Annotated in this window: 19 protein-coding genes and 2 tRNA genes; 6 read left to right on the top strand and 15 right to left on the bottom strand. The window is 47.6% G+C overall.

Translation table 11 applies throughout. The annotated features are described in order from the left end of the window. Positions 1-232 precede the first annotated feature (232 nt). The 8 genes from pgsA to AC4PME_RS14785 all read right to left on the bottom strand — a co-directional run bounded on the left by pgsA (position 233) and on the right by AC4PME_RS14785 (position 8,164). A complete protein-coding gene (gene pgsA, locus AC4PME_RS14820) occupies positions 233-805 on the bottom strand; it encodes a CDP-diacylglycerol--glycerol-3-phosphate 3-phosphatidyltransferase (RefSeq protein ID WP_119501408.1) in 573 nt (190 codons plus the stop codon). A 74-nt stretch (positions 806-879) separates the two neighbouring features. Then, complete coding sequence (gene uvrC / locus AC4PME_RS14815) at positions 880-2,697, bottom strand: excinuclease ABC subunit UvrC (protein ID WP_490708859.1); 1,818 nt, start codon at positions 2,695-2,697, stop codon at positions 880-882. Between the two features lie 5 nt (positions 2,698-2,702). Continuing rightward, positions 2,703-3,347 carry a UvrY/SirA/GacA family response regulator transcription factor gene (uvrY, locus tag AC4PME_RS14810; protein WP_119501410.1) on the bottom strand — a complete coding sequence of 215 codons (645 nt, stop codon included), beginning with the start codon at positions 3,345-3,347 and terminating at the stop codon, positions 2,703-2,705. Positions 3,348-3,462: 115 nt separating this feature from the next. Next, the gene (locus AC4PME_RS14805) at positions 3,463-4,155 is read right to left on the bottom strand and encodes a pirin family protein (RefSeq protein ID WP_490708858.1); all 693 of its coding nucleotides are present in this window, start codon (positions 4,153-4,155) and stop codon (positions 3,463-3,465) included. Between the two features lie 82 nt (positions 4,156-4,237). Further along, positions 4,238-5,377, bottom strand: coding sequence for an aminotransferase class I/II-fold pyridoxal phosphate-dependent enzyme (locus tag AC4PME_RS14800; protein WP_490708857.1), 1,140 nt, complete (start codon positions 5,375-5,377; stop codon positions 4,238-4,240). Further along, the gene (gene ovoA, locus AC4PME_RS14795; protein WP_490708856.1) at positions 5,377-7,476 is read right to left on the bottom strand and encodes a 5-histidylcysteine sulfoxide synthase; all 2,100 of its coding nucleotides are present in this window, start codon (positions 7,474-7,476) and stop codon (positions 5,377-5,379) included. Before ovoA ends, AC4PME_RS14800 begins: the two co-directional genes overlap by 1 nt. A gap of 277 nt (positions 7,477-7,753) precedes the next feature. Continuing rightward, positions 7,754-7,845, bottom strand: a tRNA-Ser gene (locus AC4PME_RS14790). A gap of 227 nt (positions 7,846-8,072) precedes the next feature. Further along, positions 8,073-8,164, bottom strand: a tRNA-Ser gene (locus AC4PME_RS14785). A gap of 251 nt (positions 8,165-8,415) precedes the next feature. Between AC4PME_RS14785 and AC4PME_RS14780 the strand changes: the two genes are divergently transcribed. From AC4PME_RS14780 to AC4PME_RS14760, 5 genes are read left to right on the top strand one after another with little or no spacing between them, the layout of a single operon-like run. Further along, complete coding sequence (locus tag AC4PME_RS14780; protein WP_303574701.1) at positions 8,416-9,081, top strand: Bax inhibitor-1/YccA family protein; 666 nt, start codon at positions 8,416-8,418, stop codon at positions 9,079-9,081. A gap of 55 nt (positions 9,082-9,136) precedes the next feature. Continuing rightward, positions 9,137-9,493: a sulfurtransferase complex subunit TusD gene (gene tusD / locus AC4PME_RS14775; protein WP_490708855.1), complete on the top strand. Its 357-nt coding sequence runs from the start codon at positions 9,137-9,139 to the stop codon at positions 9,491-9,493. Next, complete coding sequence (locus tag AC4PME_RS14770; RefSeq protein WP_119501416.1) at positions 9,493-9,846, top strand: DsrE family protein; 354 nt, start codon at positions 9,493-9,495, stop codon at positions 9,844-9,846. The genes tusD and AC4PME_RS14770 overlap by 1 nt, the downstream gene beginning before the upstream one ends. Then, on the top strand, positions 9,846-10,106 hold the full coding sequence (locus AC4PME_RS14765; protein ID WP_491045454.1) for a hypothetical protein: 261 nt from the start codon (positions 9,846-9,848) through the stop codon (positions 10,104-10,106). The genes AC4PME_RS14770 and AC4PME_RS14765 overlap by 1 nt, the downstream gene beginning before the upstream one ends. Beyond that, a complete protein-coding gene (locus AC4PME_RS14760) occupies positions 10,106-10,450 on the top strand; it encodes a TusE/DsrC/DsvC family sulfur relay protein (RefSeq protein WP_490708942.1) in 345 nt (114 codons plus the stop codon). Before AC4PME_RS14765 ends, AC4PME_RS14760 begins: the two co-directional genes overlap by 1 nt. Positions 10,451-10,500: 50 nt before the next feature. On the opposite strand, the gene serS is transcribed toward AC4PME_RS14760, so the two are convergent. From serS to lrp, 7 genes are all read right to left on the bottom strand, one after another. Next, positions 10,501-11,796: a serine--tRNA ligase gene (gene serS / locus AC4PME_RS14755; protein ID WP_474863785.1), complete on the bottom strand. Its 1,296-nt coding sequence runs from the start codon at positions 11,794-11,796 to the stop codon at positions 10,501-10,503. Positions 11,797-11,806: 10 nt separating this feature from the next. Next, entirely contained in the window at positions 11,807-12,190 is a 384-nt protein-coding gene (gene crcB, locus AC4PME_RS14750; RefSeq protein WP_119501420.1) for a fluoride efflux transporter CrcB, read from the bottom strand. A 2-nt stretch (positions 12,191-12,192) separates the two neighbouring features. After that, complete coding sequence (locus tag AC4PME_RS14745) at positions 12,193-13,461, bottom strand: replication-associated recombination protein A (RefSeq protein ID WP_490708941.1); 1,269 nt, start codon at positions 13,459-13,461, stop codon at positions 12,193-12,195. A 41-nt stretch (positions 13,462-13,502) separates the two neighbouring features. Beyond that, positions 13,503-14,123 carry an outer membrane lipoprotein periplasmic chaperone LolA gene (gene lolA / locus AC4PME_RS14740; protein WP_490708853.1) on the bottom strand — a complete coding sequence of 207 codons (621 nt, stop codon included), beginning with the start codon at positions 14,121-14,123 and terminating at the stop codon, positions 13,503-13,505. A 4-nt stretch (positions 14,124-14,127) separates the two neighbouring features. Next, complete coding sequence (locus AC4PME_RS14735; RefSeq protein ID WP_491045453.1) at positions 14,128-16,749, bottom strand: DNA translocase FtsK; 2,622 nt, start codon at positions 16,747-16,749, stop codon at positions 14,128-14,130. Positions 16,750-16,840: 91 nt separating this feature from the next. Further along, positions 16,841-17,017 (bottom strand): hypothetical protein, encoded by a 177-nt coding sequence (locus AC4PME_RS14730; RefSeq protein ID WP_490708851.1) that lies wholly within the window; start codon positions 17,015-17,017, stop codon positions 16,841-16,843. Beyond that, entirely contained in the window at positions 17,014-17,499 is a 486-nt protein-coding gene (gene lrp, locus AC4PME_RS14725) for a leucine-responsive transcriptional regulator Lrp (RefSeq protein WP_119501423.1), read from the bottom strand. Before lrp ends, AC4PME_RS14730 begins: the two co-directional genes overlap by 4 nt. A gap of 135 nt (positions 17,500-17,634) precedes the next feature. Between lrp and ald the strand changes: the two genes are divergently transcribed. Next, a complete protein-coding gene (ald, locus tag AC4PME_RS14720; protein WP_119501424.1) occupies positions 17,635-18,762 on the top strand; it encodes an alanine dehydrogenase in 1,128 nt (375 codons plus the stop codon). The last annotated feature ends 59 nt before the right edge of the window (positions 18,763-18,821 follow it).

Raw genomic sequence — 18,821 nt, 5'->3', positions numbered from 1 at the left:
GCCAAGCTTGGCAATCACTTCGTGACGAGGTACATGCTCTACCAACTGAGCTATTACCGCATGAGCATTTCTGCTGCTGTTTCAGTTCGCTGCTGCTCTCTGAAACGTGGGGTGCATTCTACCTGCACGGACAAAACTGTCAACAGCAAAAACCATCAAAATACACCTAAATACTTAATTTGCTGTCTGTTTGCTTTTTTTTTATTCGTATTGCACAACAACCAGCCAACCCTTATGGCTTATGACGTCCGGAGAGATGCTTCCAGGCCGCGCCGGTGTACACAAGCATGGACCAGACAGACAAAACTGCCGCTATATAAAGCAAAATATGCCCCAGTGTTACCCAGTAAATGGGGAAGCCCATAAACGTTTCCAGGCCTGATAACAATCCGATTAATGCCAGCATCTGCGCCATGGTTTTCGCTTTACCGATAAAGCTGACTTTTACCGTATCGCTGTACCCCCGTTGGGCCATCCATTCACGTAATGCAGAAATATAAATTTCGCGCACCATCAAAGCGATAGCCGGCAGCGTGATCCACAATGAACCATAGGTATGGGTAATCATGATCAGTGCCGTTGCAACTATGAGCTTATCTGCCACAGGGTCAAGGAAAGCACCGAACGGTGTTGACTGTTTCAGCTTTCTTGCCAGATAACCGTCAAACCAGTCAGTTATGGCTGCGAGCCAGAATACAAATGCACCGGCTTCTTTTGCCCAGCGCCAGTCAAGAAAATACACCACCACGAATACAGGAATAAGCACAACACGAAAAAGCGTGATGATATTTGGTACCGTCCACATATTATTACTTCTCAATTTTCATCAATGACATCACACAGGTAAGCATGGTAACACGTCCCTGATTATTCACCTGCTTAAAGATGCAGATGATCGTAAATGGTTTCCGCCAGCTCAGCACTGATCCCGGGGACGTTTGCAATCTCGTCTTTGCTGGCTTTTTTCAAACCCTGCAAACCGCCCATGTATTTAAGCAGGCTTTGTCTGCGCCTCGCTCCGATACCGGGAATCGATTCAAGACTGGAGGTCGTTTTAACTTTTTGCCGGCGGTTTCTATGCCCGGTAATGGCAAACCGGTGAGACTCATCCCTGATATGCTGTATAAGATGCAGCGCAGGTGAGTGACTTTCCATAGGAATGGTTTCATGAGAACCGGCCAGGATAAGCGTCTCCAGTCCGGGTTTCCGGGTTGTGCCCTTCGCCACACCAATAAGCATGGGCTTTTTATCTTCCGGCCAGTCTTCAAAAAATGACTCAGCCTGTGCCAGTTGCCCTTTACCGCCATCAATAAAAAGGATGTCAGGAATTTTACTGACCTCTTTAACGTTCTTATAGCGGCGTCTGAGCGCCTGAGCCATCGCAGCGTAATCGTCACCCGGCGTTATACCTTCAATATTGTACCGGCGATAGTCGCTTTTATGGGGCCCTTCACGGTTAAACACCACACAGGACGCCACGGTTTGCTGACCGGATGTATGACTGATGTCGAAACACTCCATACGCTGTACCGGCGTATCAAGTTCAAGAATATCTTCCAGGTCCAGGTATCTGGCATGCACAGACTTCTGCTGACTGTACTGGGCATCCAGTGCGTTTTCTGCATTGGTTTGAGCCAGCTTCAGATACCGGCGCTTTTCTTCCCGTACACCTTTAAATATCTTAACTTTGCGTTTTGCTTCTTCGCATAACACATCAAGAATACTGTCTTCTTCGGTTAATGCGCGGGGCAACACAATTTGTTTCGGAATAATTTTATTACCTGAAAGATAAAACTGCAGAAAGAAGGACTCAAAGATTTCATCTTCACTGGCAGAGGCAGGCACTTTAGGGAAATAGGCTTTCGAGCCCAGCAACTGACTGTCGCGGATAAACATAACCTGAATGCACGCCATATTCCCCCGCACCGCGAAGCCGAAAACATCCATTTCATCCTGTGTACCGGACACCCATTGCTGTTCCTGCACTTTACGCAGTACATTTATCTGGTCACGGTAACGTGCAGCAGCTTCGAAATTCAGTTGCTCACTGGCCTTTTCCATTTTATCAACCAACGTACCGATGACCTGCTGGTTTTTCCCGTTCAGAAATAAGCGCGCAAGCTGGACCTGCTCCTGATATTCCTCATCACTGACATAGCCTTCCACACAAGGGGCGCTGCAACGCTGCATTTGATATTGCAGGCAGGGACGGCTGCGGGAACGGTAATAACTATCTTCGCACTGTCTTACCGGGAAAATCTTTTGCATGGTACGCAGGCTTTCGCGAACAGCCCATGCACTGGGATAAGGGCCGAAATATTCACCTTTCTTTTTTTGCGGGCCCCGGTGAAAAGACAACCTGGGATGCTCGTGGGCAGAGAGGAAAATAAACGGATAAGACTTATCATCCCGCATGACCACGTTATAGCGGGGTTTGTACTTCTTAATGAAGTTATTTTCCAAGAGAAACGCTTCGGTTTCACTGTTCACCACAGTGACGTCCATTGAGGCAATGTTTGCCACCAGAGAACGGGTTTTAGCGTTATCTACGTTTTTGCGGAAATAACTGGATACGCGGTTTTTAAGATTCTTTGCTTTACCGACATAAATCACATCGCCCTGCTCGTTGTACATCCGGTAGACACCGGGCTGACTGGTCAGGTTTTTAAGAAACGCGTTGTGATCAAATGCCGGCATTGAAGTTAAAGCAAATTAGAATCGATGAGTTTGTGTCGTAGCGCCAGGTGAGTCAGTTCCACATCAGTGGATACCCCCAGCTTTTCAAACATCCGGTAGCGGTAACTGTTAACAGTTTTCGGGTTAATACAAAGTTCGCTGGCGATTTCAGGTACCTTCTGACCTTTGGTCAGACGCATAGCAATATTCAGCTCACGGGTAGAAAGCGAATCGAAAGGATTGTCGCTTTCCGGAGTAATACGCCGCATAGCAATACTTTCAGCGATGTCCGCAGGCAGATACTTCTGACCGGAATGTACCTTGTAGATAGCCCGGATCATCTCTTCCGGATCAGCGTCTTTGGTTAAAAATCCGAATGCACCAAGTTGCATAACCTGCGTGGGAATGGGGTGTTCTGTATGCATAGACAAACAAATCACCCGCGTATTCTCAGACATTCGTACAATTTTTTTAGTGGCTTCCAGTCCGCCCATGCCGGGCATATTGACGTCCATCAGGACAATGTCGGGCGCATCAGTTCTGCAATGTTTAACAGCGTCTTCCCCGTTTTTCGACTCGGCTACGACTTTGAAGTCGGATACATCGTCCAGAATACGTCGAATCCCTGTTCTGACCAGTTCATGGTCATCTGCCAGGATAATCTTAATCACGTTTTTTTGCTCACTGAATCATCGTTATTATTGATTTGATTAGCGGTCTGTTTACCACCACGGGCATAATAACATGATATCTGCGGCTGTGAACATGCTGCCGTCAGAAAGGCGATCAAAGCTGTGGTAAATCAAACCACAATGCTTCTGTGTCAGTCCCGGCGGTAAGTTTAAGCGTGTCATCCTGATAGACGCCGATGCCGTCACCTGCTGAAAATTCATCACCTTCCAGTGTCAGGTCACCTTTAATCAGATGAAGATAGCCAAGCCGGCTGCCTGTAGACAATGTAATCCCCTCACCTTCTTTTAATATTAAGCGGTGTAACGACATATCCTGATGTACCTTTACTGTACCGTCAGCACCGTCCGGCGTCACCAGTGCTGTGAGCGCCCCTACCTGAGCAATAGTTTTCTGTTCATAACCCGGCGCGATACCTGTTTTTGCTGGCAGCACCCAAATTTGTAAAAAATGAACAGGGTCAGTTTGCGACGCATTGTATTCTGAATGCCGGATACCTGTGCCGGCAGACATGCGCTGAATGTCTCCGGCCGGTATCGTATCACTGTTCCCTGTACTGTCTTTATGCGCCAGCGCACCACGGGTTACATAAGAAATAATTTCCATATCGCGGTGACCATGTGTATCGAAACCGCGTCCCGGCGCAACGCTATCGTCATTAATGACTCTGAGTACCGAGATTCCCATGTGCTCAGCATCATAGTAGCGGCCAAAGGAAAAGGTATGTTTTGATTGCAGCCAGCCAAAATCAGCTTTGCCTCTGGCATCTGCTCTGCGAATGTAACGCATACTAATACTCCGGAAAAATTGGACAGGCCTAGTGTAGTCCTGTTAACCGGGATTAATACTCCATTATCTACAACGAAATGTTCTATTTATTAGAACTAATAGTGAGCAGCAATTCGCCAACATGCTTTATCACCTCGCTTGAGGTGGCAAAATTAAGCCGGACAAAACCGGGAGAACGAAAGTCGGCCCCGTCATTGGCAGCAATGCCGGTACATTTGAACAGGTAGTCAGCGGCAACGCCCGGAGCAACATGATTCAGATAATCGCGAAGATCCAGCCAAAGAAAAAAGGTCGACTGAGGTATGCAGGCGAGTAAAGATGAGTTGTGCAGTAGTCCGGTCAGAAGAGCGCGGTTTTTACTGATCTTTTCCCCCATAGTCTGCAGCCATAAATCGTTAAGCTCGTCGTATGCCAGAATTAATGCCTGTCTTGCCAGTGCGCCTGCAAACAAGTGGGAACGGGTGATCGCTGCGCGGACTGCATCCCGCCATTGCTGATTAACAATGATGGCGTAGGCTGCCGCCGGAACATGGGCGAGATTGTAGGATTTAGATGGCGATTGCAGCACAATGATATTGTTTTGATATGCTTCCCCGATACTGGCCAGAGAAACAAATTCGTTTCCTTCAGCAATAAAACCGCGGTGCACCTCGTCACAAATCAGCGGAATGTTTCTGTGAGTACACCACTCAGCCAGCGCCTCCAGTTCGTCCCGTTGCCAGAGCCGGCCGGTTGGATTATGGGGATTACAGAGCAATACAGCAGATAAGTCATCCGGTAGTGACGATAAATCCATGTGAACATTGCCATCGCTAATCTCCAGCGACAGCGGGCAAATTTTGCGTTGTGTTTTTTCTGTCACGGCGAAAAACGGCCCGTAAGAGGGTATGAATATACCTACCTTATCGCCGGGCCGCGTCAGAGATTCCAGTGCAATACCCATTGCAGCGATAATACTGCAGCAATCGACAATGGAAGATTCATCTATGTATTCCCCTCTCCGCCAGTGCCACTGACTGACAGCAGCAGTAACAGCAAGTTGCTGATAACCAAAATGTGACGACAGGAAGCGGGAAAGACCATGGTTGACCATCTCCGGTGGCGGAAAATCCGTATCCGCTACCCACATGGGAAATACCGGTCTATCAGATGCGCCATAACGGTTTGTCACATCATCAAATTTAAGCGAACCACTGTTAAACCGCTGCTGAAATTCCTGCACTATCTTATCCGTTCAAAGACATTAAATTCAGATAATGAATGCTGGTATTTTCTCTTCGTTTCTCTTATCACAAAGGGGATATCCTGCGGGGCAGCCACACGACGGAAATCATCACCTAAGGCTTGCTCCAGTGCCATCGTCGACGTGAGTGTTTCACCATTCGCGTCTTTATAGCCACCGAGCCAGTTTTCTCTTGCAGTGTATTCTTCTAACCAGGTAAACGGCGATGCAATGATCAGCAATCCTCCCGGGTTTAACCGTTCACGAATGCTTTCGAGTAACCGGGCCGGTTCGTAAACACGGTCAATAAGATTGCTCATAAGGATAAGATCATAACCGGTAAACTGAGGCTTCAGGTTACAGGCATCGCCCTGGGCAAAATGCACTCTGTCTTTATTTTCGGTGAGGCCCATGTCTGCCAGTTTTGCCACTTTAAATTCAGTCAACTCGCCTTCTTCAATCAGGTTGTAACAGATCTCACCGTTTTCCTGCATGGCAAAAGCGGTCTTAATAAAGCGTGCAGAAAAATCGATACCGTCAACGTGATCGAAGTACTTAGCCAGCTCAAATGAAGCGCGGCCTGTTGCACAGCCCAAATCTAACGCCCTGGCTTTGGGTTTTGCACCGGTAAACTGCATGCAAAAAGCTACAGATGCGGCACCAAAATTTGGCACACCGTAATACGTACTGCCATAGTGGAATTCACTGTACTGTGATACCTGCGTGTCACTCTCGTAATCGAGATCGTTCACTTTAATTACCTCGGTAGATTCAACATAACGGAAACCAGCGTGCTGGAAAAAATGGCGACGGAAGGCATAACGACTGTGTGCCATGGCTTCATTTCCCGTCGAAATCCATGAACCACCTTTAAATAAATTGTGCTTATTGTCAAAAGTCGGCGTTGTGAAATCATCATACAGAGGATGCACCTTGAAACCGTCGAAGGGATAGATGGGCGTTTCTGTCCACTGCCACACATTACCCGCCACATCGTAAAAGCCCCCCATTGAGAACAGGTTCACCGGTGCTGATGATGCACCATGATGCAGCCCTGTGTTCCACTCTTCGCGCCACAATGACTCTTTCAGCCCTGCGTGTTCACATAAACGCAACCACTCATCTTCTACCGGTAACTGAATATGCTTGCCTGTGCGCTTTGACAGCCAGTTACAAAAGGCCTTTGCTTCATGGTAATTGACGTCCACAGGCCAGTCTTCCGGCAACGGAATTTCTGTTGCCAGCGTGCGGTAAACATAGCTATTTCCCTGTTCCCGCCAGAATACAGGATGGCTGGCGCCGGTATAGGACAGCCATTGCCTGCCCTCCTCTTCCCACAATTGGGGTTGAGCGTAACCACCATCTTTCACAAACGCGAGAAATTCACCGTTGCTGACCAGATACTGTGACGCAGAAAAAGGTTTTACTTCTGCACTGTGCTCGCCGTATTCGTTGTCCCAGCCATAGTAGTCTGCGTTAAATGGTTTTCCTGCTGAGACTATTCCGCCGGGCACCGGAAGCAAAGTATTCTCAGGAGCTTTACCGGACTCCTGATACGGTGCCCATTCAGGTTGGGGTTGTACGAATCGCAGGGGTAACTGGCGGATGAGAACAGAAGACGTTTCAAGATGAATGCCTTCATGCTCAATGCCCATCAGTACAGGCCACATGGGGCTTTCCCAGTCTATGGGTAATGAAAAATCCATCGTCAGAATCAAGTCGCTGACCAGGCGTCTTACCTGAGCGCGGTAGGCAGTGACTTCTTCAACGGCAGGCCAGTCATAATGAGCGTCATTGAGGTCATCCCAACTCATCTCATCGACACCGATGGCGAACAAAGATTCAAAATCAGGATTTATACGATCATTAATAAGTTTCGCCTGTACAAGTTTATTAATGAAAAACGTGGCAGTATGACCGTAATAGAAAATAAGCGGGTGACGTAATTTTTCCGGCCGCTGATAGTAAGCGTCGTCTGATTTTAATAACGAGAAAAGACTTTCGTAACGGTCAAAAGACTGTTGAAAATAAGCCAAGATTTCTTTTCTTTTTTCTTCAACAGTTCCCTGTTTCAGATGTGGTGTATGAAGAGCGTTCATGAAAACCCCGGATGGTGAATTTTTATTAGGTATATCTCTGTTATGGTTTCTTTGTTTAGCATCGAGGCCGGTACCTGACAACACTGGCGGGAGCCATCTGATCTTTTGTACAGAAAACAGTAGCAGAATTCCAGACCTTACCGTGGGAATACGGAAAGAGCACCACTGAGATCAATGAATTAAATGTAATGGAATTGTGTGACCGGAAAGTTTCAACCGTTTACACGGTGCGAAAAGTAAAAAGGCCCGCTTAAAATAAGCGGGCCTTTTTGGAATGTGGCGGAGAGAGAGGGATTCGAACCCCCGGAAGGTTTGACCCTTCGCCTGATTTCAAGTCAGGTGCATTCAGCCGGACTCTGCCATCTCTCCGTTAAGTGGTGCGTATCATAATGATTTTATCGTGATTGAAAAGCACTATTTCAAATAAAATCAATCAAGTGCGCAATATGCAAACAATCTGCTCAGAATTTGACATCACTCTTGCTAAAGCGATTATTTCCTGAACAGGTTGATATCTTTATGCGATTGCACATGGAACAATGACCGCCATTTAAAAGCAAAAAAGCCCGCTTAGATAAGCGGGCTTTTTCTGAATGTGGCGGAGAGAGAGGGATTCGAACCCCCGGAAGGTTTGACCCTTCGCCTGATTTCAAGTCAGGTGCATTCAGCCGGACTCTGCCATCTCTCCGAGAAGTGATGCGTATCTTAATGATATTTTTTTGCCTGTAAAGCGTTAATTTTAAAAAAGCCTTTAACCGGTTAGCTTTTAATCAACGTATTTATAAATAACAGGCAGTTGATGATTAATGCAGCACAGTGACATGTCTGTTTACAGTTTGGGTTTGAAAGCACTTGAAAAATGGAACCAAAACCCATACAAATGACCTAAGATAATGTTACCAGGCTTTTCTGGTGTTTATAGTCCTATTGGAGGAAACAATGGATCAACGTTCGATGTATGCAGGTGCATCTCAACAGTCAGTACTGCAAACAAATAAGGTATTGCGCAATACTTATATGTTGCTGGCTATGACACTGGCATTTAGTGCAGTGTGTGCCGGTATCGCTATGGCGGTTGGCATCTCTCCTATGATGTCGTTAGTCATGACCATCGGTGCGTTTATTACCTTATTCGTGGTTCAGCGTAAGGCTGAATCTGCATCCGGTATCTACTGGGTGTTTGCTTTTACCGGTTTGATGGGTGCATCACTGGGTTATACCCTTAACTTTTATTTAGGTGTGGCAGGTCCCGGCCTTATTATGCAGGCATTAGGTGCAACAGCTCTGGTATTCTTTGCATTGTCAGGTTATGCGCTTACCACTAAGAAAGATTTCTCTTTCCTGGGCGGTTTCCTGCTGGTAGGCCTGGTGGTTGCAGTAGTAGCCGGTATTGCGAATATCTTCTTCATGGTACCTGCGGTATCACTGGCAATCAGTGCTGCTATCGTGTTCATCATGTCAGGTTTCATCCTGTTTGATACCAGCCGCATTGTTAACGGTGGTGAGACAAACTACATCCGTGCAACCGTTTCAATGTACCTGAACATCTATAACCTGTTCACTTCTATCCTGCACTTACTGGGTGCGTTTGGTGGTGATGATTAATTAAAAGGCTTACTGCCTGAGGAAAACACCCCGTAAGGGGTGTTTTTTTATTTCTATGTCCCGTTATTCTGTACTTGTCACATCATCACCCTACGACAACGACGGAGCCTCACGCGCTCTGGCCTTCTGCCATCAGTTACTTGCTGACGGTCAGGAAATTGAACAGATATTTTTCTATCAGGCCGGCATTTATAATGCGATACCGCAAATGAACCCGCCTAATGACGAAGTGAATGTCTATCAGGCATGGTGTGATTTGAAATTAAAAGCACAAACTTCACTACGGGTTTGCATGACCGCGGGAGACAAAAGGGGTGTAACCGGCACTGGCGAAGATAAGGCTTTCGAACATACCGGCCTCAGTGATTTTTTCACTTCACTTCATCAGTGTGAGCAACTGGTACAATTCTGATGGCACATTTACTTATTCGTTTTACAACCGCCCCCTACTCTGTCAGTCAGGCATCTGACGGGCTGGACTTTGCCATGGCAGCAACGAACTACGGCCACGAAGTATCAATTTTGTTTGAAGGTGACGGCATCTACCAGTTAACAGAACAGGCCCCGCAACAGCAAGGGGTGAAAAATCACTTTAAAAGGCTTAAAGCGCTGCCATTCTTTGACATTGAAGACTGTTACTACGTGCAGTCCGATTATGCTACCAGAAGAATTACCGGGCGGGATGTATTAAAAACTGTTAAGGCGTTAACTGATGATGAGGTGCCGGCGCTGATTGAACGGGTTGATCATGTGGTGACGTTCTGATGATACTATTTATTACGACCTCAAAAAGTAATGATGTGCAGCAGCGCTATCTCCGGAATGCTGATACGTTGAACATACCCGTTATTCTTCGGGGAAACGGCGTCTATCAATATAGTGAACTGCAGAGTGGTGACTCTCCGCTTTACGTACTCGCTGACGATGCTGAAAGCCGCGGAGTAAACTGTGACGAGAGTGACCTTATCTCACACAGCGACGTTATTCGTTTCACACAACAATATGGCAAGTGGATAGTACTATAATGGCCGGCAAAACCAGCTTTGAATGGCAAGGCAAAGAGATAGAAACTGATAAGAACGGTTACCTGCTGGATTACACGCAGTGGGACGAGAGCATGGTGCCTGTACTGGCGGAGCAGGAAAACATTTCGCTGACAGAAGAACATTGGGAAGTGGTTCGTTTTGTCAGGAATTTTTACCTTGAATATGAAACCAGTCCTGCGGTACGGGCACTGGTGAAAGCAATGGCGGCAGAATACGGTCCGGAAAAAGGCAACAGCCGTTATCTTCAGCGGTTATTTAAAAAAGGGCCGGCCAAACAGGCAACAAAACTGGCGGGCTTGCCAAAACCCGCTAAATGTCTGTAATACAAAAATGGCGTCTTATGAAGACGCCATTTTTGTGTTTACCGGTGTGATTAAGCTGGTTTAATTTCAGTCACACCGCCCATGTAACTTACCAGCGCTTCCGGCACTTTTACGCTGCCATCAGCTTGCTGATAGTTCTCAAGAATAGCCACTAATGTGCGGCCTACAGCCAGACCTGAGCCATTCAGCGTGTGTAATAATTCAGGTTTATTCGTTTCCGGGTTACGGTAACGGGCCTGCATCCGGCGCGCCTGGAAATCAAGCATGTTAGAACATGAAGAAATTTCCCGGTAAGTATTTTGCGCCGGTAACCAGACTTCCAAATCGTATGTTTTACAGGAACCAAAGCCCATATCACCGGTACACAGCAACATTTTGCGGTAAGGTAAGTTCAGCTTCTGTAAGATCACTTCCGCATGACCAGTCAGTGCTTCCAGCGCATCAAAGGAATCTTCAGGTTTAACCAGCTGAACCAGCTCAACTTTATCAAACTGATGCTGACGGATAAGGCCCCGGGTATCACGACCGTAAGAACCCGCTTCACTCCGGAAGCAAGGTGTATGGGCAGTCATTTTCACCGGCAGTGATTTGGCATCAAAAATCTCGTCACGTGCCAGGTTGGTCAGCGGAACTTCAGCAGTTGGGATCAGCGATAACCCCTGACCTTCTTCGGTGGCAGGCTGAGTATGGAACAGATCTTCACCAAACTTAGGCAACTGACCGGTACCATACAGGCTGTCATGATTGACCAGATAAGGTACGTACATTTCCTGGTAACCGTGTTCTGCAGTATGCACATCCAGCATGAACTGAGCGAGTGCACGGTGCATGCGGGCAATGTGGCCGCGCATTACAACGAAACGACTACCGGTTAACTTCGTCGCAGCAGCGAAATCCAGCCCTTTATCTAAAGCTTCAGCAACATCTACGTGATCTTTTACTTCGAAATCAAATTCAGCAGGTGTGCCCCACTTACTGATCTCCACATTCTGGTTTTCGTCTTCACCCACCGGCACAGATTCGTGGGGAAGATTCGGGATCCCCTGAGTCAGTGCAGTGATTTCAGCCAGCAATGCATCAAGTTCATTTTTTGCTGCATCAAGATCGTCACCGAGCTGGCCAACCTCGGCCAGTAATGGCGCAATGTCCTGGCCCTGCGCTTTTGCTTTACCAATGGACTTACTACGGACATTACGTTCATTCTGTAATTCCTGCGTTTTTGTCTGCAGGGATTTGCGCTTTTCTTCCAGCGCATTAAAAGCGTCTGCATCCAGTGTAAAGCCCCGGTCGGCAAGGCGTTTAGCAGTGTTCTCAATGTCTGCCCGAAGTAACTTTGGATCTAACATGTAATTCTTTTTATCCTTTCATCATTGCTATTGCTGCCCATCCTGCCAGCAGGCACAGGCACACATTTAATAACACATTGGCTATGGCTTTCATTATCAGGCCATTTTCCAGTAATGTCAGTGTTTCGATAGAGAACGTGGAAAAGGTGGTAAAAGCCCCTAAAAGGCCGACACCTATCAGAGCACGATAGGGAGAATCCATCAGTTCATGCCGCTCTATGAATCCGTATAACAGTGCAAGGCTGAACGAGCCTAATACGTTCACCGTCAGTGTACCAAAGGGCAGCGCTTTTCCAAACCAGGAATCGATATTAGATGTGACAAAAAAGCGCAGACACGCGCCTATTGCGCCGCCTGCTGCGATATAACAGTACAAGACAATTCCTGTTGGCATGACTATCCCTTTTTATCCATAGCCTGTTGATTCAGTGTGTCGAGAAAATCCCGTTTTGCTTTGAGTTTTTGTTCCAGTCCGCGTTCTGTGGGCTCATAAAAGCGGGTACCGGCAATCTCTGGCGGCAGATACACCTCGCCCGCTGCAAAAGCATGGGGCTCGTTATGAGCATAACGGTATTCATCGCCGTGCCCGAGCTCTTTAAGTAGCGCCGTCGGGGCGTTCCTCAAATGCACCGGAACGGGATAATCCGGCGCTTTAGCTGCCATCTGTTTTGCCTGACTGAAGGCCATATAAACGGCATTACTTTTTGGCGCAAGTGCACAATATACAGCCGCTTGCGCAATGGCCCTTTCCCCTTCTGCCGGTCCGACACGATGATAACAATCCCAGGCGTTCACACTCAGTTGCATGGCTCTGGGATCGGCATTGCCAATGTCTTCAGACGCGATGGCCAGCAGACGTCTGGCTACGTACAGCGCATCACCACCGCCGTTCAGTATTCTTGCATACCAATAAAGCGCCGCGTCAGGATCTGAACCACGCACTGACTTGTGAAAAGCGGAAATTAAATCGTAAAACGTATCGCCACGTTTGTCATAAGCAGCCACTTTTTCGCCGGTTGCCTGCTCAACATCGCTGAGTGTGATGACGTCGCTCTCAGCGAAATCCCCGGCCAGTTCGAGATAAGTCAATAACCTGCGGGCATCACCGGCACACAAGCCAAGAAGCGCCTTTCTGGCATCATCTTTCAGCTCAAAACCCCGTTTGCCAAGCCCTTTATCTTTATCTGATAACGCCCTGTTCAGCACTCCGTTAAGCGCATTGTCGTCCAGCGACTGCAACACATAAACCCTGACCCGTGACAGCAATGCGTTATTAAGCTCAAAAGAGGGGTTTTCTGTGGTGGCACCGATAAAGGTAACCGTACCGGATTCCACAAAGGGCAAAAATGCATCCTGCTGACTTTTATTAAACCGGTGAACCTCATCAACAAACAATAATGTACGCTGACCATGACGCTGATCTATTTCAGCCTGCTCCATCGCAGCCCGGACGTCTTTTACACCGGCGGTGACTGCAGACAGACGCACTACCTTTGCCTGCGTATACGCAGCAATCATTTCTGCCAGTGTGGTTTTGCCTGTACCGGGAGGTCCCCACAAAATCATTGAATGGCAATGACCGGCTTCCAGCATTTTTCTTAAGGGTTTCCCTTCGCCCAGTAAATGAGTCTGACCGGCATAATCATCGATGCCGGCCGGCCGCATACGGGCAGCCAGCGGGGCGTAGTCGTCCTGCGAAAACAAACTCACCGCTGATCGTCTACCATAAATTGACCAGAAATATCTGCCTGAAAAGTATCGGCAGCCATAGGAAAGCGGGTACTGCTTTGAGAGAACAGAATGGTACTGGTTTGTTCCTGTGCATCCAGTGTAGACAAACCTGTAAGGCTGTTGCCATCAAACAACAGGGTCAGTTCACGGATCTGACCTTCACCGTTTTTAGGGGTAACAATATATTCAGATGCATTGTCGTCAGCAGCACGGATAACGAATTTCGACCAGACAGAATCATCATCAGAGGTTAGTAACATGAACGGATTATCTTTTACCTGACCTTTCTGATCCATCACGGTAACCTGCATGGCAAAGGGGTCGATATTCCAGACCGTTTCGCCATCAGCAATAAGCACGTTGTCATCCGGTGCGTAAGTTTCCCAGCGCAGCTTGTCCGGACGGGCCAACACCACTTCGCCTTTGGTTTCGTGAACAATATTATTACCGCTATCAGTAATAACCTGCGCATACTGCGCTTTGAACTGATTAATACCGGACAACAAAGATTTTAACTTTGCACCGGCGGCGTCATCCGCCTGCGCGGAAAATGCGAAAATACCGGATAAAACGATGGCGTAAATAAAACGGTTCAATGTACTACTCCTTGGGTACAGGGGGCGCAAGCACTTCCCTGTTACCGTTATGACCTGGTGAAGATACGACACCGTTTGCTTCCATTTGTTCTACCAGTCTGGCCGCACGATTGTAACCAATTCTGAATTTACGCTGCACGGAAGATACACTGGCACGTCGCGTTTCAGTTACAAATGCCACGGCCTCATCGAAGAAGGCATCATATTCCTCGTCACCGTTTTCTGCTGCTTCTCCCGGCAGTAAGACTTCTGCAGTGGCTTCACCGTTAAGAATTTCATCAATGTAATCAGGCTTGCCCCGTTTCTGCCAGTCACTGACTACCGCATGCACTTCATGGTCATCCACAAAGGCACCGTGTACGCGCGTCGGTACCGGACTGCCGGGCGGCAAATACAGCATATCACCCATACCAAGCAGCGCTTCTGCGCCCTGTTGATCCAATATTGTTCTGGAATCGATTTTACTGGATACCTGGAAAGCGATACGGGTTGGTATGTTGGCTTTGATCAGACCGGTGATAACATCTACAGACGGGCGCTGCGTGGCCAGAATAAGATGGATACCGGCGGCACGGGCCTTTTGCGCAATCCGTGCTATCAATTCTTCTACTTTCTTACCCACAATCATCATCATGTCGGCAAATTCGTCAACAACGACAACGATGGCCGGTAATTTTTGTAAGTCCGGCGCTTCTTCTTCCATGCTGTCTTCAGTGCGCCACAACGGGTCTTTAATCGGCTCGCCGTCTTCGATGGCCTGTAACACCTTGGCATTATAGCCTTTCAGGTTTCTGACCCCGAGAGCAGACATTAATTTATAGCGGCGTTCCATTTCACCTACACACCAACGCAGCGCGTTAGCGGCTTCCTTCATATCGGTGACCACTTCCGCCAGCAAATGAGGGATCCCTTCATATACTGAAAGTTCAAGCATTTTCGGGTCGATCATGATCATGCGGACATCTTCCGGCTTGGACTTATAAAGCAAGCTCAAAATCATGACATTCACCCCGACAGATTTACCGGCACCGGTAGTACCCGCCACCAATAAGTGAGGCATTTTCGCAAGATCGACCACTACCGGTTTACCGCTGATATCCGCTCCTAACACCATGGTCAGAGCAGACTTATTGCTCTGGAAGGCGTCACAGGTGATCACTTCGCTCAGACGAACCATTTCACGTTTTTTGTTAGGCAGCTCAAGACCTATCACAGACTTGCCGGGAATAACTTCCACAACACGCACTGACATTGCAGACATAGCACGGGCTAAATCTTTTGAAAGACCGGTAATTTTGCTTACCTTCACACCCGGCGCCAGATCAAGCTCGAAGCGGGTGATAACAGGACCGGGATAGACGCCTACCACACTGGCTTCAATGTTAAAATCTGCCAGTTTGTCTTCCACCAGGCGGGACACCATATCCATCTCTTCCTGAGTGATAGGGTTTTCTTTACGGTCGGGTCGTTCCAGCAAGTCGAAGGACGGCATTGGGCCTAATGCTGCAATTTCGGCCTTCTCAGCCTCTTTTGCAGCCACCGCTTCAGCCAGAGATGTCGGCGCTTTTGGTTTTGCAGCGGGTTGTGACGGCGGCTTCGCAGCCACAGGCTGTTCTGTAACCGCTGAAGTTTCAATGCTTTGTGGTTCGTCATCCGGATCATCTGATGCATCATCCGTACTGAAAACCGGTTCAGATTTTTCAGCCGGTGCCGCATCTTTATCTTTAGACGGCATCACTTTTTCTTTAAAGCTACTGAAAGAGAACCCGGACTTCTTGTCCGCTTCAATGGTTACCGGTTCATCAACTTCAAAAGGTGGTTCATCATCGTCATTGGCGAATACTTCATCAGGAATACCAAATGAAGGCTCGTCCCGCTGACTCCCTGACCAGGGAGAAGACGTTGTTTTATTATTCTGGGGCGGTGCATCTTCAGGTGGTGGCGCAGCTCTCAGTGTCGTTACCTCTACGGTATCGCCACTCCCCTGCCCTGCAGATTTTTCTGAAGATAAAGCCAGCTTTGGCATATCAAGACCGATAAGCTGTTGCGGGACCGAAATGGTTTTTCGGCCGAACCAGATGGTTGCACTGCCCATACTGTCGATAATATCCAGCCAGCTGATACCGGTAAGTAATGTAAAACCGGTGCAGGAAAAACAGAGCAACAACAGAATTGTGCCGGCAGTATTAAAATAAGGAATGAGTGCAGAACTGATTACATCACCGACAAAACCGCCTGCGGAAAAATTATACAAATCGTTAAAATTGATACTTGCGATGCCGGTAACACCCAGCGCAATCAGTAATCCGCCGATGATTCTCAGGCCGATAGTCAGATAATCAAATTCATCGAGATCTTTGACGTGCTGAAATAAGAACCAGCCAATAAAGGCAAAGCAAAACGGTAAAAGATAGGCCAGCCAGCCAAAACTGAAAAGTAATAAGTCTGCGACCCAGGCGCCTGTTGCCCCCACCCAGTTATGCACATCAAGTTGCAAGCCTGCCTGACTCCACCCGGGATCGCCGGGATGAAAAGAAGCCAGTGCCAGTAAAATAAAGAATGCGAAAACACAGGCGACCATCATGCCTGCTTCAAGTAATCGCTGGATACCTGTTAAACGCGCCATAAACCCTTAATCATCTTTATCCGTCACCGTAAGTGCAGAAGCCTTTCCATGCACACAGAAAACAACGGTGACTTGTTTTAACACACTTTTATTATTTTAATATTTCTACAGCCGTGATGAATACTGGCTGAACAGCAACTGAAACTACAGAAACTGTAATATTAAAGACTACCACAAAGGGAAAACGGATACCTAGTTTAATATACAGTGGTTTTAACCGTTTCCACCCTTCTGCAGCACTGGCAACCACGCCAGTTTTAGCCGTCATTTCATATTGATGCGTACTGCCGTGGTACTTTTTACTTCTTCCATCACCACATAGGTTCTCGATTCACTCACACCGGGTAAACGGAGTAAGGTATCTCCCAGTAATTTCCGGTAGCTGGACATATCCGCCACTCTTGCCTTCAGCAGAAAATCGAAATCTCCGGACACGAGGTGACATTCCTGAATATCTTCCTGATCCTGCACTGCAGCAGAAAATTCTGCGAAGATATCCACCGATGTTTTCGTTAATGTAATTTCAACGAAAACCAGCATGGCAGCGCCCAGTTTCTCGGGATCAAGTGTAGCATGATATCCGGTAACATAACCCTGAGCCTCGAGGCGCTTGACTCTTTCAAGACAGGGACTGGGACTCAACCCCACTGCTTTAGCCAATTCAACATTCGATATCCGCCCGTCTTTTTGCAGTTGTGTGAGGATATTTCTGTCTATCCGGTCAAGGTGTTTTGGTGTTTTTACCAGCATATTAAATTCTGCACTTTCTTGGTTTTACAAAATATAGCACGGCATCCTGAAAATCTTCAGCACATACTTCGTTTTTTTCTCACGTATACTGCCGCCATCTGAAACAAACAAAAAACAACAATTATTGAGGGTTCTATGTTAGTTGGTGTACCAAAAGAGATTAAAAACCATGAATACCGCGTTGGTCTGACGCCTGCAGCAGTTAAAGAATTTGTTACCCATGGTCACGATGTGGTTGTGGAAACTCATGCAGGGACTGCCATTGGCTTCACTGATGACATGTATGTGTCTGCAGGTGCCCGCATCTCACAGACGGCTGAGCAGATTTTTGCTGAAGCGGACATGATTGTTAAAGTAAAAGAGCCTCAGCCCAATGAATGCAAAATGCTGAGAAAAGGTCAGACACTGTACACGTATCTGCACCTTGCTCCGGACCCTGTTCAGACTGAATTACTTATCGCATCAGGCGCCACTTGTATTGCTTATGAAACGGTAACAGACGACCGTGGTGGCTTACCTCTGCTGGCACCGATGAGCGAAGTTGCCGGACGCATGTCAGTTCAGGCCGGCGCACACTACCTTGAAAAAGCCCACGGCGGCAGCGGCACTCTGCTTGGTGGTGTACCGGGTGTGGCACCGGGTAAAGTACTGGTAATTGGTGGCGGTGTTGTAGGTATCAACGCGGCTAAAATGGCTGTTGGTATGGGTGCTGATGTAACCATTCTGGATCGCTCTCTGCCACGCCTCCGTCAGATTGATGATATCTTCAACGGTCAGGTTAAAACAGTATTCTCAACGGTAGATGCCATTGAACAATATTCATCAAAAGCCGATCTGGTTGTCGGTGCGGTCCTTATTCCCGGTGCGGCAGCGCCGAAATTGTTGAACGAAGACCATATTAAAGCGATGAAGCCGGGTTCAGTTGTGGTGGATGTGGCTATTGACCAGGGCGGTTGTTTTGCTACTTCAAAAGCGACAACACACCAGGATCCTGTTTATATTATTGATGACGTGGTTCACTACTGTGTTGCCAATATGCCGGGCGGTGTTGCACGCACCTCTACCATGGCACTGAACAATGCAACATTACCATTTGGTCTGGCGCTGGCTAATAAAGGCCCGAAACAGGCTATGCTTGATGACAAACACCTGCTGAACGGTCTTAACGTTCACGAAGGAAAAGTAACGTATAAAGCGGTAGTCGATGCACTTGGTGAAAAACTGGGTCTGACGTATACACCGGCTGAAGAAGCACTGAAGTAATCAGTAAAGATAATAAAAAGCCCCGTTCTGTTCATACAGTACGGGGCTTTTTTGTATAA

This window comes from Alteromonas sp., from assembly GCF_984505615.1.
This window is presented reverse-complemented; position numbering and strand designations above follow the sequence as displayed.

What these genes read in the sequence shown, in the direction of transcription:
- pgsA (WP_119501408.1), bottom strand. Translation starts at nt 805, where the DNA reads ATGTGGACGGTACCAAATATCATCACGCTTTTTCGTGTTGTGCTTATT.
- uvrC (WP_490708859.1), bottom strand. Translation starts at nt 2,697, where the DNA reads ATGCCGGCATTTGATCACAACGCGTTTCTTAAAAACCTGACCAGTCAG.
- AC4PME_RS14805 (WP_490708858.1), bottom strand. Translation starts at nt 4,155, where the DNA reads ATGCGTTACATTCGCAGAGCAGATGCCAGAGGCAAAGCTGATTTTGGC.
- ovoA (WP_490708856.1), bottom strand. Translation starts at nt 7,476, where the DNA reads ATGAACGCTCTTCATACACCACATCTGAAACAGGGAACTGTTGAAGAA.
- AC4PME_RS14780 (WP_303574701.1), top strand. Translation starts at nt 8,416, where the DNA reads ATGGATCAACGTTCGATGTATGCAGGTGCATCTCAACAGTCAGTACTG.
- tusD (WP_490708855.1), top strand. Translation starts at nt 9,137, where the DNA reads ATGTCCCGTTATTCTGTACTTGTCACATCATCACCCTACGACAACGAC.
- AC4PME_RS14770 (WP_119501416.1), top strand. Translation starts at nt 9,493, where the DNA reads ATGGCACATTTACTTATTCGTTTTACAACCGCCCCCTACTCTGTCAGT.
- AC4PME_RS14765 (WP_491045454.1), top strand. Translation starts at nt 9,846, where the DNA reads ATGATACTATTTATTACGACCTCAAAAAGTAATGATGTGCAGCAGCGC.
- AC4PME_RS14760 (WP_490708942.1), top strand. Translation starts at nt 10,106, where the DNA reads ATGGCCGGCAAAACCAGCTTTGAATGGCAAGGCAAAGAGATAGAAACT.
- serS (WP_474863785.1), bottom strand. Translation starts at nt 11,796, where the DNA reads ATGTTAGATCCAAAGTTACTTCGGGCAGACATTGAGAACACTGCTAAA.
- crcB (WP_119501420.1), bottom strand. Translation starts at nt 12,190, where the DNA reads ATGCCAACAGGAATTGTCTTGTACTGTTATATCGCAGCAGGCGGCGCA.
- AC4PME_RS14745 (WP_490708941.1), bottom strand. Translation starts at nt 13,461, where the DNA reads ATGCGGCCGGCCGGCATCGATGATTATGCCGGTCAGACTCATTTACTG.
- AC4PME_RS14735 (WP_491045453.1), bottom strand. Translation starts at nt 16,749, where the DNA reads ATGGCGCGTTTAACAGGTATCCAGCGATTACTTGAAGCAGGCATGATG.
- AC4PME_RS14730 (WP_490708851.1), bottom strand. Translation starts at nt 17,017, where the DNA reads ATGACGGCTAAAACTGGCGTGGTTGCCAGTGCTGCAGAAGGGTGGAAA.
- lrp (WP_119501423.1), bottom strand. Translation starts at nt 17,499, where the DNA reads ATGCTGGTAAAAACACCAAAACACCTTGACCGGATAGACAGAAATATC.
- ald (WP_119501424.1), top strand. Translation starts at nt 17,635, where the DNA reads ATGTTAGTTGGTGTACCAAAAGAGATTAAAAACCATGAATACCGCGTT.